The 25,456-nt window shown below is 74.6% G+C and carries 21 protein-coding genes; 14 read left to right on the forward strand and 7 right to left on the reverse strand.

All coding sequences use genetic code 11. The features are described from left to right. Positions 1-70 precede the first annotated feature (70 nt). Together ACZ466_RS55770 and ACZ466_RS55775 are read left to right on the forward strand one after the other, a co-directional pair. The gene (locus tag ACZ466_RS55770; protein ID WP_378292315.1) at positions 71-958 is read left to right on the forward strand and encodes a LysR family transcriptional regulator; all 888 of its coding nucleotides are present in this window, start codon (positions 71-73) and stop codon (positions 956-958) included. 114 nt (positions 959-1,072) lie between these two features. After that, complete coding sequence (locus ACZ466_RS55775) at positions 1,073-2,677, forward strand: Na+/H+ antiporter (protein WP_378292317.1); 1,605 nt, start codon at positions 1,073-1,075, stop codon at positions 2,675-2,677. Between the two features lie 22 nt (positions 2,678-2,699). On the opposite strand, the gene ACZ466_RS55780 is transcribed toward ACZ466_RS55775, so the two are convergent. Further along, positions 2,700-3,680 (reverse strand): helix-turn-helix transcriptional regulator, encoded by a 981-nt coding sequence (locus tag ACZ466_RS55780; protein WP_378292319.1) that lies wholly within the window; start codon positions 3,678-3,680, stop codon positions 2,700-2,702. A 680-nt stretch (positions 3,681-4,360) separates the two neighbouring features. Between ACZ466_RS55780 and ACZ466_RS55785 the strand changes: the two genes are divergently transcribed. From ACZ466_RS55785 to ACZ466_RS55815, 7 genes are all read left to right on the forward strand, one after another. Beyond that, the gene (locus ACZ466_RS55785) at positions 4,361-5,797 is read left to right on the forward strand and encodes an ATP-binding protein (RefSeq protein ID WP_464042569.1); all 1,437 of its coding nucleotides are present in this window, start codon (positions 4,361-4,363) and stop codon (positions 5,795-5,797) included. Then, positions 5,794-6,213 carry a roadblock/LC7 domain-containing protein gene (locus ACZ466_RS55790; RefSeq protein WP_378290410.1) on the forward strand — a complete coding sequence of 140 codons (420 nt, stop codon included), beginning with the start codon at positions 5,794-5,796 and terminating at the stop codon, positions 6,211-6,213. The genes ACZ466_RS55785 and ACZ466_RS55790 overlap by 4 nt, the downstream gene beginning before the upstream one ends. Beyond that, positions 6,210-6,563 carry a DUF742 domain-containing protein gene (locus ACZ466_RS55795; protein ID WP_378290412.1) on the forward strand — a complete coding sequence of 118 codons (354 nt, stop codon included), beginning with the start codon at positions 6,210-6,212 and terminating at the stop codon, positions 6,561-6,563. The genes ACZ466_RS55790 and ACZ466_RS55795 overlap by 4 nt, the downstream gene beginning before the upstream one ends. Beyond that, a complete protein-coding gene (locus ACZ466_RS55800; RefSeq protein WP_378290414.1) occupies positions 6,541-7,149 on the forward strand; it encodes a GTP-binding protein in 609 nt (202 codons plus the stop codon). Before ACZ466_RS55795 ends, ACZ466_RS55800 begins: the two co-directional genes overlap by 23 nt. Further along, positions 7,146-8,369: a cytochrome P450 gene (locus tag ACZ466_RS55805; RefSeq protein ID WP_378290416.1), complete on the forward strand. Its 1,224-nt coding sequence runs from the start codon at positions 7,146-7,148 to the stop codon at positions 8,367-8,369. The genes ACZ466_RS55800 and ACZ466_RS55805 overlap by 4 nt, the downstream gene beginning before the upstream one ends. 36 nt (positions 8,370-8,405) lie before the next feature. Next, entirely contained in the window at positions 8,406-9,623 is a 1,218-nt protein-coding gene (locus ACZ466_RS55810; protein ID WP_378290418.1) for a cytochrome P450 family protein, read from the forward strand. A gap of 75 nt (positions 9,624-9,698) precedes the next feature. Beyond that, the gene (locus ACZ466_RS55815) at positions 9,699-10,898 is read left to right on the forward strand and encodes a cytochrome P450 (RefSeq protein WP_378290420.1); all 1,200 of its coding nucleotides are present in this window, start codon (positions 9,699-9,701) and stop codon (positions 10,896-10,898) included. Positions 10,899-10,989: 91 nt separating this feature from the next. On the opposite strand, the gene ACZ466_RS55820 is transcribed toward ACZ466_RS55815, so the two are convergent. Further along, a complete protein-coding gene (locus ACZ466_RS55820) occupies positions 10,990-11,904 on the reverse strand; it encodes an Lrp/AsnC family transcriptional regulator (RefSeq protein WP_378290422.1) in 915 nt (304 codons plus the stop codon). A gap of 827 nt (positions 11,905-12,731) precedes the next feature. On the opposite strand from ACZ466_RS55820, the gene ACZ466_RS55825 reads away from it, so the two are divergent. From ACZ466_RS55825 to ACZ466_RS55845, 5 genes are all read left to right on the forward strand, one after another. After that, entirely contained in the window at positions 12,732-14,168 is a 1,437-nt protein-coding gene (locus ACZ466_RS55825) for a GuaB1 family IMP dehydrogenase-related protein (protein ID WP_378290424.1), read from the forward strand. A gap of 542 nt (positions 14,169-14,710) precedes the next feature. Next, the gene (locus ACZ466_RS55830) at positions 14,711-16,183 is read left to right on the forward strand and encodes an LCP family protein (protein WP_378290426.1); all 1,473 of its coding nucleotides are present in this window, start codon (positions 14,711-14,713) and stop codon (positions 16,181-16,183) included. 95 nt (positions 16,184-16,278) lie between these two features. Then, on the forward strand, positions 16,279-16,722 hold the full coding sequence (locus ACZ466_RS55835) for a hypothetical protein (RefSeq protein WP_378290428.1): 444 nt from the start codon (positions 16,279-16,281) through the stop codon (positions 16,720-16,722). Between the two features lie 64 nt (positions 16,723-16,786). Then, entirely contained in the window at positions 16,787-17,905 is a 1,119-nt protein-coding gene (locus tag ACZ466_RS55840; RefSeq protein ID WP_378290430.1) for an enolase C-terminal domain-like protein, read from the forward strand. After that, positions 17,902-18,504, forward strand: coding sequence for a P-loop nucleotide/nucleoside kinase family protein (locus ACZ466_RS55845; protein ID WP_378290432.1), 603 nt, complete (start codon positions 17,902-17,904; stop codon positions 18,502-18,504). The genes ACZ466_RS55840 and ACZ466_RS55845 overlap by 4 nt, the downstream gene beginning before the upstream one ends. Positions 18,505-18,511: 7 nt before the next feature. Here the strand turns inward: ACZ466_RS55845 and ACZ466_RS55850 are convergent, their stop codons facing one another. The 5 genes from ACZ466_RS55850 to ACZ466_RS55870 form a co-directional block, all read right to left on the reverse strand. Next, the gene (locus ACZ466_RS55850) at positions 18,512-19,171 is read right to left on the reverse strand and encodes a response regulator (RefSeq protein ID WP_378290434.1); all 660 of its coding nucleotides are present in this window, start codon (positions 19,169-19,171) and stop codon (positions 18,512-18,514) included. Further along, positions 19,168-20,529 carry a sensor histidine kinase gene (locus tag ACZ466_RS55855; protein ID WP_378290436.1) on the reverse strand — a complete coding sequence of 454 codons (1,362 nt, stop codon included), beginning with the start codon at positions 20,527-20,529 and terminating at the stop codon, positions 19,168-19,170. The genes ACZ466_RS55850 and ACZ466_RS55855 overlap by 4 nt, the downstream gene beginning before the upstream one ends. Before the next feature lie 143 nt (positions 20,530-20,672). Further along, positions 20,673-21,827: an acyl-CoA dehydrogenase family protein gene (locus tag ACZ466_RS55860; RefSeq protein ID WP_378290438.1), complete on the reverse strand. Its 1,155-nt coding sequence runs from the start codon at positions 21,825-21,827 to the stop codon at positions 20,673-20,675. Then, positions 21,824-23,830 (reverse strand): acetyl/propionyl/methylcrotonyl-CoA carboxylase subunit alpha, encoded by a 2,007-nt coding sequence (locus ACZ466_RS55865; RefSeq protein ID WP_464042575.1) that lies wholly within the window; start codon positions 23,828-23,830, stop codon positions 21,824-21,826. The genes ACZ466_RS55860 and ACZ466_RS55865 overlap by 4 nt, the downstream gene beginning before the upstream one ends. A 53-nt stretch (positions 23,831-23,883) precedes the next feature. Further along, positions 23,884-25,434, reverse strand: a complete 1,551-nt coding sequence (locus ACZ466_RS55870) for an acyl-CoA carboxylase subunit beta (RefSeq protein WP_378290465.1) — start codon at positions 25,432-25,434, stop codon at positions 23,884-23,886. Between the last annotated feature and the right edge of the window lie 22 nt (positions 25,435-25,456).

Genomic DNA, 25,456 nt, shown 5'->3' on the forward strand with positions numbered 1-25,456 from the left:
GGGACTTCGAAACGCAGCCGATTCCGGCTATGTCCAGGACCAGCCGAGCCGGTTGGCATACGGTCAGGGCATGAATCTGCGGCAGCTGCGGTATGTCGTGGCGACCGCCGACCACGGAACCATGACGTCGGCGGCCCAGGCGCTCTACGTCGCACAGCCGGCCCTGTCGCGGGCCGTGCGGGAACTGGAGCGCGAGCTGGGCGTGGAGCTGTTCGCGCGGTCCGGCCGGGGCGTGGTGCTCACCGCGGTCGGCGAGCAGGTGGTCCGGCAGGCGCGGGTCGCGCTGGACGCGGTCGAGGCGATCGAGGGCCTGTCGGTCTCGCGCGCCAACGGGCGGGGCGCCGAGCTGCGCATCGCCGCCACCGCGTCCCTGGAGCCGGAGCTGACCGGGCGGCTGATCCCGCGGTTCGCCCGCGACCAGCCCGCGGTGCGGGTCCGGGTGATCCGCTGCGAGGGGCGGGAGTCGGTGGCGACGGCGCTGCGGGCGGGCCGGGCCGATCTGGCGGTGACCGATCTGCCGGTGCCCGGCGATCTGGCCGCCCATCCGCTCGAGCAGCGCGAGGTGGTGCTGATCTCGCCGCCCGGGCTGAAGCTGCGCGAGCCGGTGCCGCCGGCCGCGCTGGACGGGCTGCGGCTGGTGCTGCCGGCCCGGGGCAGCGCCCGGCGCGCGGAGATCGACGCGATCCTGGAGCGGGTGGGCGCCAGGCCGGTGCCGGCGGTGGAGTCCGACGAGCGCGGCGCCTGGCTGGGCTGGGTGCGGGCGGGGATGGGCTCGCTGCTGTGGTACCGCAACCAGCTCGACGACACCCAGGGGCTGGCGGTCCGCTCGTTCATGCCGCCGATCACCCGGCTGATCGGGCTGGTGCACGCGCACCGCCAGCTGCCGCCGGTGGCCCGCGACTTCCTGGCCTTCGCCAAGGAGGCCGCCCGCGAGTCGCGGGTGCGCGACCCCTCCTGACCCGCCCGCACGCCCCGTCCTGACCCGCCCGCCGTCCCCCTCCGAGACGGGCCCGTCCCGGCCCCGGCACGGCCGCGGTGTGATGGGGACGGCGCGGCGTGCCATGATGCGCCTGTGGAGGCAATCCAAGCGTTGTGGCTGCTCGCGGTGCCGGTCGCCGCCCTGGCGGTGGCGGCGTTCGCGCGGCGGGCCGGGCTCTCGGCCCCGCTGATCCTGGTGATCGCCGGGCTGCTGGTCTCGTTCGTCCCGGACGTGCCGCATTTCGAGCTGGACCCCGAGCTGGTGCTGTTCTTCTTCCTGCCGCCGCTGCTGTTCACGGCGGCCTGGGAGAGCTCCTACGTCAACCTGCGGCAGAACAGCGGCACGATCGGGGTGCTGTCGGTCGGGCTGGTGCTGTTCACCACGGTCGCCGTCGGGTACGCGGCGCACCTGATGATCCCCGGGCTGCCGCTGGCCGCCGCGTTCGCGCTGGGCGCGATCGTGGCGCCGCCGGACGCGGTCGCGGCGGTGAGCGTGGCGCGGCGGCTGGGGCTGCCGCGCCGGGTGGTGACGATCCTGGTCGGGGAGAGCCTCTTCAACGACGCCACGGCGCTGACCGCCTTCCGGGTCGCGGTGGCCGCCGCGGCGGGCGCGGGCTTCACGATGCTGGACGGCCTGGAGCGGTTCGCGCTCACGACGGTGCTGGGCTGCGCGGTGGGGCTGCTGCTGGGGCCGCCGATGCACTGGCTGCGCAGCCGCCTGCGCGACCCGGTGGTGGAGAACGCGGTGACGCTGGTGGCGCCGTTCGCCGCGTACCTGATCGCCGAGGTGCTGCACGCCTCCGGGGTGATCGCGGTGGTGGTGAGCGGGCTCTACCTGGGGCACCGCGCGGCCGAGTCGGCGGCGGCGACCCGGCTGATCGGGCGCTCGTTCTGGAAGGTCATGATCTTCATTCTGGAGTCGGTGGTCTTCCTGCTCATCGGGCTCCAGCTCCCGCTGGTGGTCGACGGGCTGTCCGGGTACGACTGGACCGAGCTGGCCTGGTGGGCCGCGGCGGTCTTCGTCCTGGTGGTCGCGGTCCGGTTCCTGTGGGTGTTCCCCACCTTCTATCTGGGGGTGTGGCTCTCGCCGTCGGTGCGGCGCAAGGAGCAGGGGGTCGACTGGCGCGGCCGGGTGGTCATCTCCTGGGCGGGGATGCGCGGGGTGGTGTCGCTGGCGGCCGCGTTCGCGATCCCGTTCACCACCGACGACGGCCGGCCGTTCCCGGGCCGCGACCTGATCCTGTTCCTGACCTTCACCACGGTCCTGGCGACGCTTCTGGTGCAGGGCCTGACGTTCCCGGCGCTGATCCGGCGGCTGGGCATCGCCGGGCACCGGGAGCAGTACATGGACACGGTCACCGAGGCGGGCGCGCAGCACGCCGCCGCCAAGGCGGCGCTGGAACGCCTGGAGGAGGTGCTCGCCCAGGAGTCCGCCCCGGTGGACGAGACGGTGGTGGAACGGCTGCGGCAGCTGGCCGAGCACCGGCAGCTCAAGGCGTGGGAGCGGCTGGGCGGAGGCACCGGCCCGGAGGGCGAGGAGGTCCCGACGGCGACCTACCGGCGGCTGCGGCGGGAGATGCTGTCGGCCGAGCGCCGGGTGTTCGTGCAGATGCGCGACCAGCGCCGCATCGACGACGAGGTCCTCGACCGCGTCCTGAACGAGCTCGACCTGGAGGAGGCCGCCCTCAGCCGCGCCTGAGAGGCCCCTCCATGCCTGGGAGTCAGGGGGTGGTGCGGCGGGCGGTCTCGTGGCGCAGTTCCCTGGGGCTGATGCCGTAGCGCTGGCGGAAGGCGGTGCTGAGGGCGCTGGCGGAGGAGAAGCCCGAGGAGTGCGCCAGCTCGGTGATGGTCATGTGCCGGTGGCGGGGGCTGTGCAGGCGCTCGCGGACCAGCCGCAGCCGCTCCTCCCTGATCAGCTCGCGGGGCGTGGTGCCGGCCTGCTGGAGGGCCAGCTGCACCTGGCGCAGCGACCAGCCGAGGTCCCGGGCGACGGCGGCGCCGTTGAGCTTGGGGTCGGCGGCGTGGGCGCGCACGTGCCGCCGCACCATCGACTCCACCTCGGCCAGGTGGCCGGGGACGCCGGGCCGGCCGTCGTCGGCGAGCAGGCACAGCAGCTCGACGATGCGGTCGCAGATGACGTCGAACTGGCGGGGGGTGAGGCGGCCGCGCTCGCCGTGGACGTCCTTCATCATGCCCTGCACGACGTGGCCGACGCCGGTGGTCAGGTCGAGGCGGGTGAGGGGGCGGTCGAGCCGTTCGCGCGCCTCGTGTGCGGGGATGGTCATCAGCAGGCCCCGGACGGGCACCTCAGGCTGGGACTCGAGCGGCTCGGCCGGGATGAACAGGCCGCCGTCGCCGGGTGCGAGGAGGATCTCCGCGCCGCCCTGGCGCAGGACGAGCCGCCCGCCCAGGAGCAGCAGGAGCCGGTGGTCCTCCTCGGCGGCGCCGTAGAGGAGCCGCAGCGCGCGGGCGGGCTGCTCGGGCCGCAGTTCGGCGATCTGGTACGCGGCGGCGCCGCGGCGGGAGGCCGTCCGGACGACCCGCGGTCCGCCGCCGGGACGGGGGCGGGGTCGGCCGAGGCGGTCGTGCGGGGCGGTGGCGGGCCGGTCGTTCCAGGGGCCCGGCCGTTCGGCCGGGGGCGGGACGGCCCCGGGGGCGGGGTCCGCCGGCGACGCCTCGACGGCATAGGCTCCTTCGGCCACCGAAGACACCCTTCACCTCCACCCGGCGCGCAACCGCTCCCGCGCAGGGTCCGCCCGTGCGCCGCCGCACCCTGCTTCGCGGCGGCTCCGGCAGATTAGTACATGCGCGTGCTCGCCGTGCGCGGAACGACGCGCACCGTGGCCGGATCCGGCCCTGCCCCCTTGGAAACCCGAATAGCATTCGCTTCGGTCATCGCTCGATGAATCCGCAGATACCGCCGAGACTCCCTGCGTCCCACGACAAATTTTATGCGCGCTGGCGCAAGTCCAGCGACTGCGGGCGCCCTATGGTCTTCCAACCACCCCCTGTCCGATATCCCCGGGGAGAGCAGCCCTTTTCCCCGGGACATTCGGACAAAAGGGTTAATCTCCGACATGTTTGGGCCCATAAGGAATGCCGCGATGACCCCGACGACCGATCACGCCCGCGCCCGTGACGCCCGCGGCGCGAGCCCACCGGCACGGGCCGGGGTCCCGCGAGGATCCTGACCCGAGCGACGCGATCGACGTGATCGGCGCGGCCGTCCACGCGGGCACCGCGCCCCGCCCGCCGGGCGGCGCCCGCCCGGCCGCACGCCGGGCCTGACACCGGGCCGCGCGGCGCACTCCGCCGCGCCCGTCCCGCCCCCCGGCGGACGTGCCCCTCCCACCCATCCGACCCGTCTGTTCTCGAGGACCCGATGGAGCAATTCCTGTTGGCCCTGGCGATCGTCTGCTCGCTGGCCGGACTGGCCGCCGTCGGCGTGCTGCTGTTCCGCCAGCGCCAGATCACCCAGGTCCTGCGCCGGCAGAACGCCGCACTGACCGACGGCCTGACACGACGCGACGAGGAGATCCGGCACCTGGCCGCCAAGCGCCTGCCGGAGCTGATGGAGTCGCTGCACAACCCGGCCGTGACCGTCACGGCGCCGCTGCACGACCCGCGGCAGCTCGGCGCGTCCTACGAGCGCGGCATCGAGGAGCTGATGGAGGTGTTCTCCAGCTCCGTCGAGCAGGTGCGGGCCCGCGCCGACCAGGCCGCCAAGTCCACGCTGCGCTCCACGATGCGCGGCGTGCAGAGCCTGGCCAGCGAGCAGCAGCTGGCCATCACCACCATGCAGGAGCGGCACGACGACCCCGACGTCCTGGAGGACCTGCTGCGGCTGGACCACATGAACGCCCAGCTGGGACGGCGCGCGCAGGCCACCGCGGTGCTGTGCGGCTCCTGGCCGGGGCAGCAGCGCTCGGCGTCCTCGCTGAGCGACGTGGTGCGCGGCGCCACCTCCCGGATCCGCGACTACCTGCGCGTGCGGGTCCACTCGCCGGTGAACGCGGCGGTCGTCAGCCGCGCCGTCGAGCCCGTCGTGCTGGTGCTGGCCGAGCTGCTGGACAACGCCGCCCGGCACTCCCAGCCCGACACCTCCGTCGAGGTCAACGTGCAGACCACGCACAACGGCGTGGCGATCATGATCGACGACGCCGGGGTCGCGATGGACGCCGAGGAGCTGGCGCACGCGAGCCGGCTGCTGAGCGGGCTCGGCTCGGTGGACATGAACCAGCTCGGCGACCCGCCCCAGGTCGGGTTCGCGCTGGCCGGCGTGCTGGCGGCGCGGTACGGGTTCACCGTCTCGGTGGACACCCGGTCCCCCTACGGCGGCGTCCGCGCCGTGGTGTTCCTGCCCAGCGTCCTGATCACGACCGTCCCCGCCGACGACGAGCCCGCGCCCGCCCGCGGCTCGTCGTCGCGGACCGGATCGGCGCGCGCCTCGCGCACCGCCAAGACCACCGCGGCCGCCTCCGTCACGGCCTCCGGCGGGACCGCCCGCGCGGTCGCCGACGCCCGGCCCGGACGGGCCTCCGGCGGCGGCACCAAGACGGTGGGCGGGCTGCCCAAGCGGCGCCGGATGGAGTCCGGCGAGGCCCTCCCGGCCGAGGGCGCCACCGCCGACCGGCCCGCCCGTCCCGCGAAGGAGACCGCCGCGGGTCTGGGCGCCTGGCAGCGCGGCACCCGTTCCGGACGTGCCTCCACACCGTCCGACGGCACCGCCGTACCGCCCGGCAGTCAGGCGGAACCGTCCGACGAAGCGCCCGAGTCCGACGGCGCGCGCGCAGGAGAAGGAGAGGACCAGCGTTCATGAACGAGCTCACGCACCACCTGGGGGACAACAAGCTCGGCTGGATGCTCGACGAGACGCTGCGGATGCCCGAGACCCGGTACGCCATCCTGCTGTCGGCCGATGGGCTGCTGATGGCCCACTCCGAGCGGATCGGCCGGGACGAGGCCGAACGGCAGGCGGCCGGGATGGCCGGACTGCAGTCGCTGGCCCGCGGCACCGCCGAGTTCTGCGGCGACCGGGACACCACCTGGCGGCAGACCATCACCGAGTTCGACGACGGGTACGTGTTCCTGGTCGCGGCCGGGCCGGGCGCGTACCTGGCGGTGTCGGCGAGCCCGCGGGTGGACATGGAGGCGGTCTCGTTCCGGCTGCAGGAGCTGGTGCAGCGGCTCGGCAAGGAGCTGACCTCGCCGCCGCGCCACGGGCCGGGCGCATGACGCCACGCAGGAACGAGCGGGCGCTGGTCCGGCCGCATGTGGTGACCGGCGGCCGGGCCCACCCCACCCGCAACGTCTTCGACCTGGTGACGCTGGTGGTGGCCGTCAGCGACCAGCTGGCCGGGCTGAGCCCCGAGGAGCGCCGCATCGTGACGCTGTGCCGCGGCGGCGCGCTGTCGGTGGTCGAGATCGCCGGCCACCTCCGGCTGCCCGTCGGGGTCACCCGGGTGCTGCTGTCGGACCTCATGGACAGCGGCCACGTCACCACCCGTGCGCCGGCCCCCGCGGCCCGGCTCTCCCGGACCGAGATCCTCCAGGAGGTGCTCGATGGACTCCGCGCCCGTCTCTGAGGCGTCCGCCAAGCCCGACTACCTGCCCGACACGGTGCGCACGTCGGTGAAGCTGCTCATCGTGGGGCACTTCGCGGTCGGCAAGACCACCTTCGTCGGCACGCTGTCGGAGATCCGGCCGCTGAGGACCGAGGAGCGCATGACGCAGGCCGGGGCGGTCATCGACGACCTGGCCGGGGTCCGCGACAAGACGACCACGACCGTGGCGATGGACTTCGGCCGGCTGACCCTGAGCGAGAACCTGGTGCTGTACCTGTTCGGCACGCCGGGGCAGCACCGCTTCAAGCAGATGTGGAGCGATCTGGCGCGCGGGGCGCTGGGCGCGCTGGTGCTGGTCGACACCGAGCGGCTGGAGCAGTCGTTCGAGGTGATGGACCTGCTGGAGTCCTACGGGCTGCCGTACGCGGTGGCCGTCAACCAGTTCGACCAGGCGCCCGTCTTCCCCGACGAGGAGGTGCGGGAGGCGCTGGACCTGCTGCCCACCACCCCGCTGATCGTCTGCGACGCCCGCGACCACGCCTCGTCCGCCAAGGCGCTGATCTCCCTCGTCGACCATCTGCTGACCCTCGACCGGGAGTCGGCGTGACCGACGAGTCCCCGGCCGGGGCCGCGACGCCGTCCTGCCCGGTGTCGCGGCCCCGCGACCGCGTCCCCATGTACGGCCCCGAGTTCGCCGAGGACCCGCGGCGGCTGTACGACGAGATGCGCGCGCACGGCTCCGTCGCACCGGTGGAGCTCGCGCCCGGCTACAACGCGTCGCTGGTGCTGGCCTACGACGCCGCGCTGGAGGTGCTGCGCGACCCGGGCACCTTCCCCAAGGACCCGAGCCGCTGGGAGAAGACCGTCCCGGCCGACTGCCCGCTGCTGCCGATGATGCAGTCCCGGCCCAACGCCCTGTTCACCGACGGCGAGGCGCACGCGCGGCTGCGCTCGGCCGTCAACGACGCGCTGTCGCGGATCGACCTGGCGGCGCTGCGCGACTACGTGGAGCGCGCCGCCGACCGGCTGCTGGAGGAGTTCGCCGGCGCGGGCGAGGCCGACCTGCTCGGCCAGTACGCGCGGCGGCTGCCGCAGCTGGTGTTCAACGAGACGTTCGGCTGCCCGCCCGAGATCAGCGAGCGGCTGGTCCGCGGGGTGAGCGGGATCTTCGAGGTCGAGCACGCCGAGGAGGCGTACAAGGTCCTCACCGAGGCGGTGTTCGAGCTGGTCGCGCTCAAGCGCGAGCGGCCGGGCGCCGACGTGGCCTCGTGGATGATGGCCCATCCGGCGCGGCTGGACGACGAGGAGATGGCGTACCAGCTCCTGCTGCTGATGGCGGCCGGGACCGAGCCGCAGCAGAACCTGATCGCCAACGGGCTGTTGCTGCTGCTGACCGACGACCGGTTCGGCGGCGACCTGTCGGGCGGCAGCCTGCCGGTCGAGGACGCTCTGGACGAGATCCTGTGGACCGACCCGCCCATGGCCAACTTCGGGGTGACCTATCCCGTCCGCGACGTGGACTTCGCGGGGACGCGGCTGCCCGCCGACCGGCCGGTGGTGATCAGCTTCGCCGCGGCCAACACCGACCCCTCCCGCGCCGTGTCCGGCCGCAAGGGGAACCGGGCGCACCTGGCCTGGAGCGCCGGGCCGCACACCTGCCCGGCCAAGGGGCACGCCCGGCTGATCGCCTCGGTCGCGATCGAGAAGCTGCTGGACCGGATCCCCGACATGGAGCCGGCGGTGCCCGCGGAGGAGATCCAGTGGCGTCCCGGGCCGTTCCACCGGGCGATGGTGGCGCTGCCCGTCCGCTTCCCCGCGACCGCCTGACGCCGTACCGTCCGTCCGCCTCGATCAGGAGCGCTCATGACCTCTGAGTCGTCCTCGTCCTCCCCCTCCCCGGCAGGCGGGGCCGGGCCCGCGCGCGTTCCGCTGTACGGGGACGACTTCGCCGAGGACCCCCGGCGCGTCTACGACGAGCTGCGCCGCCACGGCCCGGCCGCTCCGGTGGAGCTGGCCCCCGGCGTCCCCGCGACGCTGGTGCTGGGGTACGACGCGGCGCTGGAGGTGCTGCGCGACCCGGGCACCTTCCCCAAGGACCCGAGCCGCTGGGAGAAGACCGTCCCGGAGGACTGCCCGCTGCTGGCGGTCATGGGGTCCCGGCCGAGCTGCCTGTTCACCGACGGCGAGGCGCACGCCCGGCTGCGCTCGGCGGTGACGGACGCGCTGGGGCGCATCGACGACTTCGCGCTGCGCCTGCACGTCGAGGAGACCGCCGACGAGCTGATCGACGAGCTGGCCGGCGAGGGCGAGGCCGACCTCGTCGGCCGCTACGCGCGGCCGCTGCCGGTGCGGGTGTTCACGCGGCTGTTCGGCTGCCCGCCCGGCATCGCCGAGCGGATCCTGCGGGGCCTGATGGGGGTCATGGAGGTCGGCGCGTCCGCCCGGGACTCGGCCCTGCTGGTCGCGGAGGCGCTGGCGGACCTGGTGGCGCTCAAGCGCGAGCGGCCGGGCGCCGACCTGGCCTCGTGGATGCTGGCCCATCCGGCGCGGCTGGACGACGACGAGCTGGCCCTGCAGATCTACACGGTGATCGCGGCGGGCACCGAGCCGGAGCTGAACCTGATCGCCAACGGGCTGTTGCTGCTGCTGACCGACGACCGGTTCGCCAGCGGCCTGTCGGGCGGCAGCCTGGCCGTCGAGGACGCCCTCGACGAGGTCCTGTGGACCGATCCGCCGCTGGCCAACCTGGGCACCACCTACCCGGTGCGGGAGGTGGACTTCGCGGGCGTCCGGCTGCCCGCCGACCAGCCGGTGCTGGTCAGCTTCGCCGCCGCCAACACCGACCCGTCCCGGGCGGTGGCCCACCGCACCGGCAACCGCGCGCACCTGGCGTGGAGCGCCGGCCCGCACACCTGCCCGGCCAAGCGGCACGCCCGGCTGATCGCCTCGGTCGCGATCGAGAAGCTGCTGGACCGGATCCCCGACATGGAACCGGCCGTGCCCGCCGGGGAGCTCGCCTGGCGGCCGGGCCCGTTCCACCGCGCTTTGACGGCGCTGCCCGTCCGCTTCCCGCCGCTCTGACGCGGGCCGGGTGCCCATCGGCCGGCCCGCGGGCGCGGGACCGGCCCGCAAGACCGTTCACGACCAGGAGCCAGTGTGACGACCGAAACGCCCCCGACCACCGCAGGCCAGGGTTCCCCGCACGAACCCGTGCCGATGTACGGAACCGACTTCGCCGCCGACCCCCGCCAGGTCTACGACGAGAACCGCCCCCGCGGCACAGCGGTGCCGGTGGAGCTGGCACCGGGCGTGGAGGCGACGCTGATCCTCGGGTACGACGCCGCGCTGGAGGTGCTGCGCGACCCCGGCAGCTTCCCCAAGGACGGGCGGGCGTGGGAGAAGACCGTCGCCGACGACTGCCCCGTCAAGCCGGTCATGGCCTACCGTCCCAGCTGCCTGTACGCCGACGGCGAGCGGCACGCGCGGCTGCGCTCGGCGCTGCAGGACCCGCTGGGCCGGATCGACGTCATCGACCTGCGCCGGCATGTGGAGGAGACGGCCGACTCGCTGATCGAGTCGCTGGCCGTGCGGGGCGAGGCGGACCTGGTCGGCGAGTACGCCCGGGTGCTGGTGGCCAGCGTGTTCACCCGGCTGTTCGGCTGCCCGCCCGAGCTCGCCGAGCGGGTGATCCTCGCGTTGAGCCGGATCATCGACGTGGAGCAGGCCGCCGAGGCCAACATGATGCTCACCGAGGCGCTGGCCGACCTGGTGCTGCTCAAGCGGCGGGAGCCGGGCCCGGACGTGGCGTCCTGGATGATGGCGCATCCGGCGCGGCTGACCGACCAGGAGATGATGGACTCGATCGCGCTCTTCTTCGGCTTCGGCACCGAGCCGCAGCACAGCCTGATCGCCAACGGGCTGCGGCTGCTGCTGACCGACGACCGGTTCGCCGGCGACCTGTCGGGCGGCAACCTGGCCATCGAGGACGCGCTGGACGAGATCCTGTGGACCGATCCACCACTGGCCAACCTCGGGTTCAGCTTCCCCGTGCGCGACACCGACTTCGCCGGCACGCGGCTGCCCGCCGACCGGCCCGTCCTGGTGAGCTTCGCGGCCGCCAACACCGACCCCAGCCGGGCCGCGGGCAGCCGGGTGGGCAACCGCGCGCACCTGGCGTGGGGGGCCGGGCCGCACACCTGCCCGGCCAAGCGCCCCGCCCGGCTGATCGCGACGGTGGCCATCGAGCGGCTGCTCGACCGGTTCCCCGACATGGAGGTGGCGATCGACCCCGCGGAGCTGCGGTGGCGCCCGGGACCCTTCCACCGGTCGCTGACCGCGCTCCCCGTGCGGTTCTGAGCCCTCACCGGGCCCGGGGGCCGGGGCCCGCACGATTCCCGGTCTCCCCGGGCGCCCGGTCTCCCGGGCGCCCGGGGCGCGGGCGTCCCGGCTAGTCGCCGCCGTTGAGCGGCTTGTCGGGCAGCTCGACGGCGTAGGACTCCTTGACCACGTCCAGGTGGTGCCAGGACTCGCGGACGGTGGCGCCGGGGACGGCCCGGATGGCGTCCAGCACCGCGACCATCTCCGCCCGCGAGGACGCCTCCGCCTGGCCGACGATGTCGTACCGGCCGAAGCCCGTCGCCACGTACCGCACGCCGTCCTGCTCGGCCACGGCCTCGGCGACGCGGCGCAGCCCGCCGGTCACCACCAGCCCGAACCCGCCGAGCTCGGCGGCGCCCAGGGCCAGCGGGTCGGCCAGCCCGGTCACCTGGATGACGCCCGAGCGCATCAGCCTGACCACGCGGGCGCGGGTCGCGGCCTGGGACAGCCCGATGATGTGGGCCAGCCGGGTGTAGGGCGCGCGGCCGTCGCGCTGCAGCTCCTGCAGCAGCCGCCAGTCGATGTCGTCCAGCGCGATGTCGCCGAGCTCGCGGACGACGGCGTGGGTGTCGCGCACGGTGGACACCGAGCGGAACACCTCCGCCGAGCGGACCCCGGCGACCGAGCGGATGTGGTCCACCTCGGCGGCCAGCGCGGCGTCGTCGCGGGTGCGCACCTGCGCGACCAGGTCGTGCGGGCCCGCGGTCAGCGCGGTGAAGCTGACCGCCGGCCGCTCGGCGATGGCCGCGGCGACCTTGCGGGCCGAGCCGTCGACGGTGACCGAGACGTGCCCGATGGCCTCGGCCCCGACGACCGCGGCGTGCACGATGCCCACGACGCGGACGACCTCGGTCTCGAGAAGGTTCTGCACCCGTGCCCGCACGGCCGTGCGGGACAGCCCCACCCGGTCGGCGAGGGCCTGGAACGTCGCCCTGCCATCCCGCTGGAGCTCGCGGACGAGCACGGCGTCGACCGCATCCAGCACGGCTCTCCTCCTCGGGGTGCGATGACTCGTTTCGCTGACAACTGCAAGATCATTCCATTTCGGGACGGTCTGTCGTCAAATATTGATCTTGCTCGTGTTCGCCGTGCCCGCAGACCGTCGAAGCGTCGGCTTTCGGTCCCGGAGGCGCCGAATTCGGCGCGGGATAAAGCACCACGGCACCGCAACGCGACCGGGATCATCGCGCGCGACCGGCGCCGCGGTGCGAGGGCACGGCGGCGCCCGGAGTGGCGAGGATCACGGGGCGGCGCACGGTCCCCGGCGCCCCGCCGGTCCCGTGATCGGTCCCGCGGCGGCCCGGCACGGCGGCGCAGGCGGAGGCTGCGCACCGGGTTCACCTGCGTGACCTGCATGCGCTGCTCCCGATGTTCTGCTGTGACGCCTCCTACGGGGGGCGGATGTCCGCGCGAGGCACATGTAAGAAAACTGCATCGCGCGCGCAGGATCGTCAAGAGGTGACTTTACACAGAGCTAAACCTCACGTTGCACTCAAAACCACTGCGTCCGCGCCGTCTCCATGATTACGCGCGCGACACCCGGATCGCTCGCGAAAGGCACCGGGCGGCCATGTCATCGTCACCTCGGGGAGTTCCCGCCGGTAGGCGCCCGGCCGGCGGCGGGCGCGGGCCGTCACGGCCCGTGTCCCGCCCCACGGCATGCCCCCCGTTCACGGCCTGTATCGGCCGCCGGACCGGCGCCCGCCTTGATCGTCAGGGGGTCGGACGCTGCTTCGGTCCCGGTTTCTGGGGGTATGGCGCACAATGTACGGTGGCCCAGCCATTCCCAGCCCCGATTGGTGTGTCGACAGCGTGCGCCTGCTGAAGGGTGAGCACTCCGCTCACGATCTCACCTACAACGACGTGTTCATGGTCCCGCGCCGCTCCGCGGTCGGGTCCCGGCTGGAGGTGGACCTGTCCACCTCCGACGGCAGCGGCACCGCGCTCCCGGTCGTGGTGGCCAACATGACGGCGGTGTCGGGACGGCGGATGGCCGAGACGGTCGCCCGGCGCGGCGCCCTGGCCGTCCTCCCGCAGGACATCCCGGTCGAGGTCGTGGCGGACGTGATCGGATGGGTCAAGCGCCGCCATCTGGTCTACGACACCCCGATCCGGCTGTCCCCCGGCGACACCGCCGGGGAGGCGCTGGCGCTACTGCACAAGCGCTCGCACGGCGCGGTGATCGTGGTCGAGGAGGGCCGTCCCGTCGGGGTGGTCACCGAGGCCGACTGCCACGGGGTCGACCGCTTCTCCCAGCTGCGCGACATCATGTCCCGCGACCTGGTGACGCTCCCGGACGGGGTCGACCCGCGCGAGGCGTTCGACCGGCTGCACGAGCGCGGCCACCGGCTGGCCCCGGTCGTGGACGCCGAGGGCCGCCTCACCGGAATCCTGACCCGCACCGGGGCGCTGCGCGCCACCCTCTACACCCCCGCGCTGGACGGGGCGGGCCGGATGCGCGTCGCCGCGGCGGTCGGCGTGAACGGCGACGTGGCGGGCAAGGCCAAGGCGCTGCTGGAGGCCGGGGCCGACCTGCTGGTGGTCGACACCGCGCACGGCCACCAGGAGAAGATGATCGCCGCGCTGGCGGCGGTGCGCGGCCTGGACCCGGGGGTGCCGGTCGCCGCCGGGAACGTGGTCACGGCCGAGGGCACCCGCGACCTGATCGAGGCCGGCGCCGACATCGTCAAGGTGGGGGTGGGGCCGGGCGCCATGTGCACCACCCGGATGATGACCGGGGTGGGCCGCCCGCAGTTCTCGGCGGTGCTGGAGTGCTCGGCGGAGGCGCGGCGGCTGGGACGGCACGTGTGGGCCGACGGCGGCGTCCGCCACCCCCGCGACGTGGCGCTGGCGCTGGCCGCCGGGGCGTCCAACGTGATGGTCGGCTCCTGGTTCGCCGGCACCTACGAGTCGCCGGGCGACCTGCAGCGCGCCGCCGACGGCCGGCTGTACAAGGAGAGCTTCGGGATGGCCTCGGCCCGCGCGGTGCGGCTGCGCACCGCCGAGGACTCCCCCTTCGAGCGGGCGCGCAAGGCGCTGTTCGAGGAGGGCATCTCGACCTCGCGAATGTTCCTGGACCCCGAGCGGCCCGGCGTCGAGGACCTGATCGACTCGATCGTGGCGGGGCTGCGCAGCTCGTGCACCTACGCGGGCGCGCGCACGCTGGAGGAGTTCCACGACCGCGCCACGGTGGGCGTCCAGAGCTCGTCGGGCTACGCCGAGGGGATGCCGCTGTCGAGCAGCTGGTGAGGCAGCGCTGAGCCGTCCCGTTTCCCGGGGCGCGGCGGCGCGACCGAATTACGGTACGGACCGTGCTCGAACGGGTACTATCCGAAGTCGTCGCTGTACCCCGGTCCGTCCGGTGCGGCCGGTGGATCATTCGGGCCCCCGGGTCCGGTGATTCGGGCGGGCCCGCCCGGAGGACAGGGCGGTACGGGGTTGGACGATCCCGACGCGGCGGGTGTACGGCGCGTCGGGATCGTCAAGATCACCGTTGGGCGGCGCGCGTCACCGCTAGTATCACCGGATGATCCGGGCCGCCGGGCCGCGCCAGGGCTGACCGCGCGGGCCGTCCAGGTCCCCGGATCGGGCTCCCGTCGCGGAGCCAGGACGCCCGGGCCGAGCGGGAGCCGCGGCCGGCGGCGCACGGACCGTGCCTCCACGGCGCCCGGCGGGCGCCGGTTCGGAGCCGGGCGCGCGCCCGTCCGGACGCCGGGCAACTCCCGGCCGGTTTCGCGCGTCCATAATGTAGGCGAGGCGTCAGATGATCGTGCGTGGGGATCGGAGCGTACATGGCGAGTCGATCGGCCGGCCGGCGTGCCCAGAAGGGCGACGCCGAACCCGGCCTCCTGCGCGCCCTGGCGCTCACCTTGGCCTCCGCCCTGGTCTGGGGCGTGGCGCACCTGGTCACCGGCCGCCGGATCGTCGGCTCGATCCTGCTGGGCGCCTTCGTGCTGCTGGGCGCGGCGGCGGCCGTGCTGGGGCTGTTCTTCCGCCCCCGGCTGATGGAGCTGGCGGTGCAGCCGGCGTGGCTGTCGGGCGTGGCCGGCGGGATCCTGGCGCTCGGGCTGGTGTGGGTCACCGTCGTCATCCGCTCCTACCAGCTGGCCCGTCCCGGCTCGCTGTCGCTGGGCGCGAGCACGGCGGGCGCGGTGGCGGTGACGGTGCTGTGCTTCGCGGTGGCGGTGCCGGTCTCCTGGGGCGCCTACAACACCTATGTCGCCCGCGACACGCTCACCAGCATCTTCCAGGCGGGCGGCGGCAACGGCCGCGCCGTCAACACCAAGGACCCCTGGAACGGCCAGTCCCGCGTCAACGTGCTGCTGCTGGGCGGCGACGCGGCCGCCAACCGGCAGGGCGTGCGGACCGACAGCATGACGCTGGCCAGCATCGACACCAAGACCGGTGAGACGGTGCTGCTGAGCCTGCCGCGCAACCTGGAGAACGTCCCGATGCCGGCCGGGCCCTCCCGCGACCGCTTCCCCTACGGCTTCACCGGCGACGGCGCCGGCACCCCGGGCCTGCTCAACGAGGTCTACCAGTACGCCGAGGACCACCCCGACGTGGTGCCCGGCGCGCGCAAGAACCAGCGCGGCCCCGAGCTGCTGAAGGCCACCATCAGCGGGATCCTGCAGCAGCCGGTCGACTACTACATCCTGGTCGACATGTTCGGGTTCGCCGACATCGTGGACGCGATGGGCGGGGTCCGGATCAAGATCACCGAGCCGATCCCGTACGGGCAGCGCGGCGAGGTGCTGCAGCCGGGCGACCGGGTGCTGAAGGGCAAGGAGGCCCTCTGGTACGGCCGGTCCCGCACGCTCAGCAGCGACTACGCCCGGATGGGCCGGCAGAAGTGCCTGCTGAACGCGATCGCCCGGCAGGCCGACCCGCAGACCGTGCTGACCAAGTTCGACCGGCTGGCGGCCGCCACCAAGCGGGCCATCTCCACCGACATCCCGCAGGAGCTGCTGCCGGCGTTCGTGTCGCTGTCCACCAAGGTCAAGGACGGCTCCCGGATCGACAGCCTGCAGTTCGTGCCGCCGCTGATCCACACCGGCAACCCCGACTACGCCCTGATCCGGCGGCTCACCACGCGGGCGCTGGCGGGCGACCGGGCGGGTTCGTCGGCGTCGCCGTCGGCCTCACCGTCGGCGTCGAGCACCAAGACCAGGCCCGCCACCGAGGCCGGCGGAGCCTCGCCGTCACCCTCGCCGAGCAGGACGGACACCAAGCCGGTCTCCCTCGACGACACCTGCCCCAAGTGAGCCGCCCCAGCTGACCCCCGTGGACCGGTCGCCGCCGGCCGGTCCCCGCCTCCACCGGCCGCCCCCGGCCGGCCGCCCCCCGCGAGGAGGATGAGGTGAAGGCCGCGTACCGCCTCCGCCAGGCCGTCAACCTGGTCAACCTGTCGACGCCGCTGGGCCTGCTGCTCGCCGCGGCGGGCACGCGGGCGCCGCGGCGGGTGCTGCGCGCCCCCGGCGGCCTGCTCGTCGCCGGCGGCTACCGCCTGCCGCTGCCGGTGGCGTCGGCCTTCACCGTCGGGAACGTGGTGCTGGTGCGGCGCGAGCCGGAGGCGCTGCTGGAGCGTCCCGGGCTGCTGCGGCACGAGGCCCGTCACTCGACGCAGTACGCCTTCTGCCTGGGCCCGGTCATGATCCCGGCGTATCTGGTGTGCGCGGCGGTGTCGCTGGCGCTGTCGGGCGACCACGCCTCGTACAACCCCTTCGAGCGGCTCGCGGGGCTCGCCGAGGGCGGCTACGAGCGGCGTCCCCTCCGCCGCCCCTGGCGCTCGCGCCGCCGGTGACGCCCGCTCCCCGGGCCCCGCGTACCCGGGCCGGGTGTCTTCGCTGGTCCCCGGAGGGGGGATCATGGAGGGAGACACCGACGAGCGTGAAGGGCGGGTGCGGGTGCCCCAGATCCAGGGCTGCGACGCGTTCCGGGTGGCGATGCCGCGCGGACGGCGGCCGGAGAGCGTCCTGGTGCGGCTGACGGGCCAGGACGACGTGGTGGGCTGGGGCGAGGCCGCCGTCACGGCCCGCGGCCCGGGAGGCGGCGGCGGGGGCGCGGCCGGCGATGTCTGGGCCGACATCGAGGAGCGCATGGGCCCGGCGCTGATCGGGCTCGACCTGGAACGTCCCGAGGACGTGTCGGCGGCGGCCGAGCTGGGCTGCGCCGGAGCCGCCTCCGCGATCGACATGGCCTGCTGGGACCTGTGGTGCCGGTCCCGCGGCGAACCACTGGCGCACGCCCTCGGCGGCACCCGCACCTCGATCGTCACCGGGGCCCGGATCACCCCCGAGCCGCTGCTGGAGACGGTGGTGACCCGGGCCAACCAGGCGGTCGGCGCCGGGCACACCCGGGTCACGGTGGACGTGCGGCCCGGCTGGGACATCGAGCCGGTGCGGCTGATCAGGCAGGCGTTCCCCGCGCTGGCGGTGGTCGCCGACGCCGGGCACGCCTACCGGGAGACGCCCGAGCACCTGGCGGTCATGGAGGCGCTGGACGGCTACGGGCTGCTGGCGATCGCGCGGCCGTTCCCCGGCGAGGACCTGGCGGCGCACGCGCGGCTGCAGCGCCTGGTCGGCACCGCGCTGGCGCCCGGCATCGGCGATCTGGACACCCTGGACGCGGCGATCTCGCGGGAGGCCGGGCGGGTGCTGGAGCTGGGCGTGGCCGGCATGGGCGGGCTGACGGCGGCGCGCGCCGCGCACGACCTGGCGTACGCGGCCGGCTGGGACGTGTGGTGCACCGGCACGGGCGCGTTCGGCATCGGGCAGGCCGCGGCGGTGGCGCTGGCCTCGCTGCCGGGCGTCACGCTGCCCAGCGAGGTGTCCGATCCTGCGGGCGGGCCGGCGTTCGTGTCGCCGCCGGTGCGGTCGTCGGGCGGGGTGGTGGGCGTCCCGTACACCCAGCCGGGGCTGGGCCACGAGATCGACGAGGCGCGCATCGAACGGCTCGCCAGCCGCCGCCTGCGCATCCCCGCGTGACCGGCGGCGGCGATGCCGCCGAGGGCGGGCAGGGCACGGTCTGGGTGGTGGCGGGGCCGCCCGGCTCCGGGAAGACGACGGTGTCGCGGCTGCTGCTGGAACGGCTGCGTCCCGTCCCCGCGCTCCTGGACAAGGACACCGTGTACGGCGCGTTCGTCGCGGCGGTCCTGGACGCGCACGGGCGCGACCCGGGCGAGCGCGAGGGCCCCTGGTACGACGAGCACGTCAAGCGGCACGAGTACGAGGGCATGACCGCGACCGCGCGGGAGATCCGGGCGCACGGCTGCCCGGTGCTGCTGAGCGGCCCGTTCACCGGGCAGATCCGCTCCCCCGAGCGCTGGGCGGGGTGGGTCGGGGAGCTCGGCGGGCCGCCGGTGCGGCTGGTGTGGGTCCGCACCGACGCCGCGACGCTGCGGCGGCGGCTGACCGACCGGGGCTCGCACCGCGACACCGGCAAGCTGGCGGCCTTCGAGGCGTTCGTGGCGCGGATGCGGCCGGAGGAGCCGCCGCCCGTCCCGCATCTGGAGGTCGACAACCGGCCGGCCGCGCCGGTGCCGCTGGAGGAGCAGGTGGAGCGCCTGGTCCGGTTCACCGGCTGACCGTCGTTCAGCCCGAGCCGGGACGGACCAGCCCGGTCTCGTAGGCGTAGACGGCCGCCTGGGTGCGGTCGCGCAGGCCCAGCTTGGTGAGGATCCGGCTGACGTGGGTCTTGACGGTCTGCTCGGCGACGACGAGCCGCTCGCCGATCTCGGCGTTCGACAGCCCGCCGGCGACGAGCGCGAGGACCTCGGTCTCCCGCTCGGTCAGCTCCTCGACGGTCTTGAGCGGCCGTCCGCCGCCTCGGCCGGAGCGGGCGAAGTGGGTGATGAGCCTCCGGGTGACGCTGGGCGCCAGCAGCGCCTCCCCGCCCGCGACGACCCGTACCGCCTCGGCCAGGGCCGAACCGGTGGCGCTCTTGAGCATGAAGCCGCTGGCCCCCGAGCGCAGCGCCTCGTAGACGTACTCGTCCAGGTCGAAGGTCGTCAGGACCAGCACGCGCGCGGTCCCGGCCGCGGTGATGAGCCGGGTGGCCTCCAGGCCGCTCATCACGGGCATGCGCACGTCCATCAGCACCACGTCGGGGCGCAGCGCCTCGGCCCGCTCGACCGCGTCGCGGCCGTCGGCGGCCTCGCCCGCGATGTCGATGTCCGGCCGCGCCCCGAGCAGCACGGAGAAGCCCTCGCGCACCATGGCCTGGTCGTCGGCGATCAGCACCCGGATCGTCACGCCGCTCCCTCTCCCTCGGACGGCACGTGCACCCGCGGCGATCGCACGGGCTCCGGCGCCGGCGCGGCGGGCAGCCGGGCCAGCACCGCGTAGCCGCCGCCGGGGCGCGGACCGGCCTCCAGCGTCCCGCCCAGCATCGCGGCCCGCTCGCGCATGCCGATCAGCCCGTGCCCGCCGCCGGACGCCGCGGCCGGACCCCGCCCGCGGTCCCGCGCGACCGTGCCCGCGGTGTTGGTCACGCGCACGTCCAGGCGGCCGGGCAGGTACTCCAGGCTCACGGTCACCTCGGCGTCGGGGGCGTGCCGCAGGACGTTGCTCAGCGCCTCCTGGACGATACGGTACGCCGACAGCTCCACGCCCTGCGCCAGCGGCCGCCGCGTCCCGGCCACCTCGACCGTCACCGCCAGGCCCGCGCCGCGCACCCCGGACAGCAGGTCCTCCAGGCGGTCCAGGGTGGGCTGGGGCGTGTCGGCCTCCCCGTCGGGGACGGGCGGGCCGTGGTCGCCGCGCAGGACGTCCAGCACCCGGTGCAGCTCGGTCAGCGCCTCGACCGCGTTGTTCCGGATCGTGGCGAACGAGCGGGCCAGCTCCCCCGGCGGGTCGGGCACGCGCAGCGGCGCCGCCTCGGCCTGGATGGCGATCACCGACATGTGGTGGGCGACGACGTCGTGCAGCTCGCGGGCGATGCGGGCGCGCTCCTCCAGCAGGGCCCGCCGCGCCCGCTCCTGCTCGCTGATGTGCAGCTGCTCGGCCAGCCGCCGCACCGCCTCGCCCCGCGACCGCAGCGCGCCGGCCGCCACCAGGACCACGGCCGAGTACACGCTCATCGACAGCACCCCGGTGAACGGGGCCCGGCCGGGGAACGCGACCGCCAGCGCGACGCCCGCCACCAGCGTGAGCACCCACATCTCCACCTGGACCCGCACCCGCGCCCGCATGCCCACCAGCGCCATCACGCTGAGGTGGGCCACCAGGTCGGGCCCGGGCCACAGCGCCACGGTGCCGCGCACCGGGTCGGGGTCGCCCGCCCCGCCCGCGACGGCCGCCGCCGTCACCGCGGCCGCCAGCGACAGCCACCAGCCCGACAGCGGCCAGTACAGCGCCACCACCAGCGCCAGCGCGTGCGCGAACCCCAGCGTCCCGGCCATCTGGTTGGGAACGCCGAAGTCCTCGATCAGGGTGTGCCAGACGACCCCGCACAGGGAGGCGGAGAAGAGCGCGACGGCCACGTGCGGCAGCCACGCCGTCCAGCCCGGGCGCCGCAGCGGCAGCAGCGGCGTGCCCGCCGCCGGCGCCAGGTCCGCGGCCAGTCGCCCGGCCCGCCGCCGCCACACGCCGCCCGTCCTCCGCCTCGCCACGTCTCCCCGCTCCCGCGCACGTCACCCGCCGTCACCCGTCGCGGTCGACGCTAGAGGATCCCGGCGGCGGAGTCGTCACCCGGCGGAGCCACCCCGCCGCGTAGCTCCCGGGAGTGACCCGGGCGCGCTCCGCCCCGCGTCGACTAGTACGACTTGGGCAGCCCCAGAGAGTGCTGGGCGACGAAGTTGAGGATCATCTCGCGGCTCACCGGGGCGATCCGCATCAGCCGCACCACCCCGGCGAGCATGCCCACGCCGTACTCGGTGGTCAGGCCGTTGCCGCCATGGGTCTGGATGGCCTGGTCGACGCAGTGGATCGCCGCCTCGGCGGTGGCGTACTTGGCCATGTTCGCCGCCTCGCCCGCGCCCATGTCGTCGCCCCGGTCGTACAGCCAGGCGGCCTTCTGCCCCATCAGCCGGGCCAGCTCCAGCTCGATCTTGGCGGCGGCCAGCGGATGCGCAAGGCCCTGGTGCGCCCCGATCGGGGTCTTGAACACCTGGCGCTCCTTGGCGTAGGCGATCGCCTTGCCGAGGGCCAGCCGCCCGATCCCGGCGCCCATCGCCGCCGCCATGATCCGCTCGGGGTTGAGCCCCGCGAACAGCTGCAGCAGCCCGCCGTCCTCGTCGCCGACCAGCGCCTCGTAGGGCAGCCGCACCTCGTCCAGATGGCAGACGAACTGCCGCTCCGGCGACACGATCTCCATCTCGATCGGGGTGAAGGTGAACCCGGGGGCGTCGGTCGGCACGATGAACAGCGACGGCCGCAGATTTCCCTTCTGGTCCTCGGTGCGGGCGACGAACAGCACGGCGTCCGACTCGTCCACGCCGGAGATGAAGGTCTTCTGGCCGCTGAGGATCCAGCCGTCGCCGTCGCGGCGGGCGGTGGTGGTGATGCGGTGGGCGTTGGACCCGGCGTCCGGCTCGGTGATCGCGAAGGCCATCTTCACCGACCCGTCGGCGAAGCGCGGCAGCCAGTGGTCCTTCTGCGCCTGCGTCCCGGACCGGGCGATGATCGTCGCGCAGATCGCCGGGGAGACGACCATGAGCAGCAGCGGGCACCCCGCCGCGGCCAGCTCCTCGCACACCGCGGCCAGGTCGCCGATCCCGCCGCCCCCGCCGCCGTACTCCTCGGGCACGTTCACGCCCAGGTAGCCGAGCCGCCCAGCCTCGGCCCACAGCTCGTCGGTCTTCTTCCCGGCCCTGGCCTTCTCCACGTAGTACGCCGCACCGTACTCGGCGCCGAGTCCCGCGACGGCGGCGCGCAGCGCCTGCCGCTCCTCGCTCTCGATGAAGCTCACCGGTGGTCCGTCCCCTCGGAGATGACGGCGAGAACGGCGCCCGCCTCGACCTGCCGCCCGGCGGCGACGTTCAGTTCGGCGACGGTGCCCGCCGCGGGCGCGGCGATGCGGTGCTCCATCTTCATCGCCTCCAGCACCAGCAGCGTCTGGCCCTCGGCCACGGCGGCGCCCGGCTCGGTCTCGACCCGGACGACGGTGCCGGGCATGGGAGCCAGCAGCGAACCGGGCGCGACCAGGTCGCCGGGGTCGGCGAAGCGCGGCAGCGCGCGCAGCGCCACCGGGCCCAGCGGCGAGTCGACGTACACCGCGGCGCCGTCCGGGACGGTCCGCACGTCGAAGCCGTACCGCACCCCGTCGACGTCGAGGGTCACCTGGTCCGGGGACGCGGCCACCAGCCGCACCCCCTCATGGCCTTCGGCGCGCAGGCCGCCGCGGCCCGTCCGGTAGGCGACCTCGACCGCCTCCCCGCCCGGCCCCTCGTACGACCTGCGCCGCGGCTGCGACGGCACGTTCCGCCAGCCCGCCGGCAGCCCGCCCAGCACCGGCGCCGCGGCCCGGTCGGCGGCGGCGCCGGCCAGCGCGGCCGCCAGCGCCGACAGCCGCACCGCGCCCTCGTCGGCGAGCGGACGGGCCAGCTCGTCCAGCCCCACCTGGTCGAGATAGCCGGTCGTGGCTCCCCCGCCCAGGAACACCGGCTCGGCGAGCGTGCGCGCGAGCAGGTCCCGGTTGGTGGTGACCCCGTGGACGCGGGCGCCGGCGAGCGCCGCCCGCAGCCGCCGCGCGGCGGCCGGGCGCGTCGGCCCCCAAGCGATCAGCTTGGCCAGCATCGGGTCGTAGTGGACGCCGACCTCGCCGCCGCTCTCCACCCCGCTGTCCAGCCGCAGCCCGTACCCCGCCGGGACGCCGAACTCGGCGTCGACCCCCGGCACCTCGAACGTGTGCAGGGTCCCGCTGCCCGGGCGCCAGCCGGCCGCGGGGTCCTCGGCGTACAGGCGCACCTCGATCGCGTGCCCGCGCGGCTCCGGCGGCCCGGCGGGCAGCCGCGCGCCCTCGGCGATCTCGATCTGCAGCCGCACCAGGTCGAGCCCGTACACGCACTCGGTCACCGGATGCTCCACCTGAAGGCGCGTGTTCACCTCCAGGAAGAAGAACCGCCGCCCGTCGCCGGCGAGCATGAACTCCACCGTGCCGGCGCCGACGTAGCCGATGGCGCGGGCCGCCTCCACCGCCGCCCGGCTCAGCTCCGCCCGCAGCCCGGCGTCCACGGCGGGCGACGGCGCCTCCTCGATGATCTTCTGGTGGCGGCGCTGCACCGAGCAGTCGCGCTCCCCCAGCGCCCACACCGTCCCGTGCGCGTCGGCGAGCAGCTGCACCTCGACGTGCCGGGCGCCCTCCAGCAGCGGCTCGCAGAACACCGCCGGATCGCCGAAGGCCGACTGCGCCTCGCGGCGGGCCCCGGCGACGGCCTCGGGGAGCTCGGCGAGCGTCCGCACCACCCGCATGCCGCGCCCGCCGCCGCCGGCCGACGCCTTCACCAGGATCGGCAGGTCCGCCTCGGTGACGGCGCCGGGGTCCAGCTCCGGCAGGACGGGCACGCCCGCCGCCGCCATCAGCTTCTTCGCCTCGATCTTGGAGCCCATCGCCTCGATCGCCTCCGGCGGCGGCCCCACCCACACCAGCCCCGCGCCGGCGACCGCCCGCGCGAACGCGGCGTTCTCCGACAGGAACCCGTACCCGGGATGGACCGCGTCCGCGCCCGCGCTCCTGGCCGCGGCGATGATGAGGTCGCCGCGCAGGTAGGTGTCGGCCGGGGCCGCGCCGGGCAGCCGCACCGCTACGTCCGCCTCGCGCACGTGCGGGGACGCCCCCGCCGGCTCGCCCGGCGCCGCCGCGCCGTCGGCGTCGGAGAACACCGCGACCGTCCCGACGCCCAGGTCCCGGCAGGTGCGGAAGACGCGGCGGGCGATCTCGCCGCGGTTGGCCACCAGCAGTCTGTCGATCATTCGCTCGTCACTCACAGGCTCGGCGTTCACGGACTCGTCGGTCACCGGACGGCTCACATGCGGAAGACGCCGAAGCCTCCCCCGGCGCCGCGGATCGGGGCGTTGTGCACGACCGACAGGCACAGGCCCAGCACCGTGCGGGTGTCGCGCGGGTCGATCACCCCGTCGTCGTACAGCCGCCCGGACAGGAAGAACGGCAGCGACTCGGCCTCGATCTGGCTCTCCACCATCTCCCGCATCGCCCGGTCCTGCTCCTCGTCGTACACCTGGCCACCTGTTTCCGCGCCCCGCGCCATGGCCGCCTGCCGGGCGACGATCGACAGCACCCCGGCCAGCTGCTGCGGGCCCATCACCGCCGACTTCGCGCTCGGCCAGGTGAACAGGAACCGGGGATCGTAGGCCCGCCCGCACATCCCGTAGTTGCCCGCGCCGTAGGAGGCCCCCATGACCAGCGTCAGGTGCGGCACCGTGCTGTTGGCCACCGCGTTGATCATCAGCGCGCCGTGCTTGATGATCCCGGCCTGCTCGTACTCCTTGCCGACCATGTAGCCGGTGGTGTTGTGCAGGAACAGCAGCGGCGTGTCGCTCTGGTTGGCCAGCTGGATGAACTGCGCGGCCTTCTGCGCCTCCTGGCTGAACAGCACGCCCTGCGCGTTGGCGAGGATCCCGACCGGATAGCCGTGCAGCCGCGCCCAGCCCGTGACGAGGCTGGTTCCGTACAGCGGCTTGAACTCGTCGAACTCGGAGTCGTCCACCACGCGGGCGATCACCTCGCGCGGGTCGAACGGGATCTTCAGGTCCGCCGGGACGATCCCCGCCAGCTCCTCGGGGTCGTACAGCGGCTCCCTGGACGGCGCGGGCGCCGGACCGGCCTTGCGGTGGTTGAGCCGGGCGACGATGCGCCGCCCCAGCCGGATCGCGTCGGCCTCGTCCACCGCCATGTGATCGGCCAGGCCGGAGGAGCGGGCGTGCATCTCGGCGCCGCCCAGCTCCTCGTCATCGGCCTCCTCGCCGGTGGCCATCTTCACCAGCGGAGGCCCGCCCAGGAACACCTTCGCGCGCTCCTTCACCATGACGACGTGGTCGCACATCCCCGGGATGTACGCGCCGCCCGCCGTGGAGTTGCCGAAGACCAGCGCGATCGTCGGGATCCCGGCCGCCGACAGCCGGGTCAGGTCGCGGAACATCCGCCCGCCCGGAATGAAGATCTCCTTCTGGGTGGGCAGGTCGGCGCCGCCGGACTCGACCAGGTTGATCAGCGGCAGCCGGTTCTCCAGCGCGATGTCGGAGGCCCGGAAGCTCTTCTTGAGCGTCCAGGGGTTGCTGGCCCCGCCCCGCACCGTCGGATCGTTGGCGACGATCATGCACTCGACGCCCTCGACCACGCCGATCCCGGTGACGACACCGGCCCCGACCTGGAAGTCGCTGCCCCAGGCCGCCAGCGGGCTCAGCTCCAGGAACGGCGCGTCGGGGTCCAGCAGCAGCTCGATCCGCTCGCGGGCGAGCAGCTTGCCGCGCCCGCGATGCCGGGCCACGTACTTCTCGCCGCCGCCCAGCAGCACCTTCTCGTGTTCGGCCGCCAGCTCGTCCAGCTTGGCGAGCATCGCCTCGCGCCGCTCCCGGTAC

Source organism: Actinomadura rugatobispora, assembly GCF_055379765.1.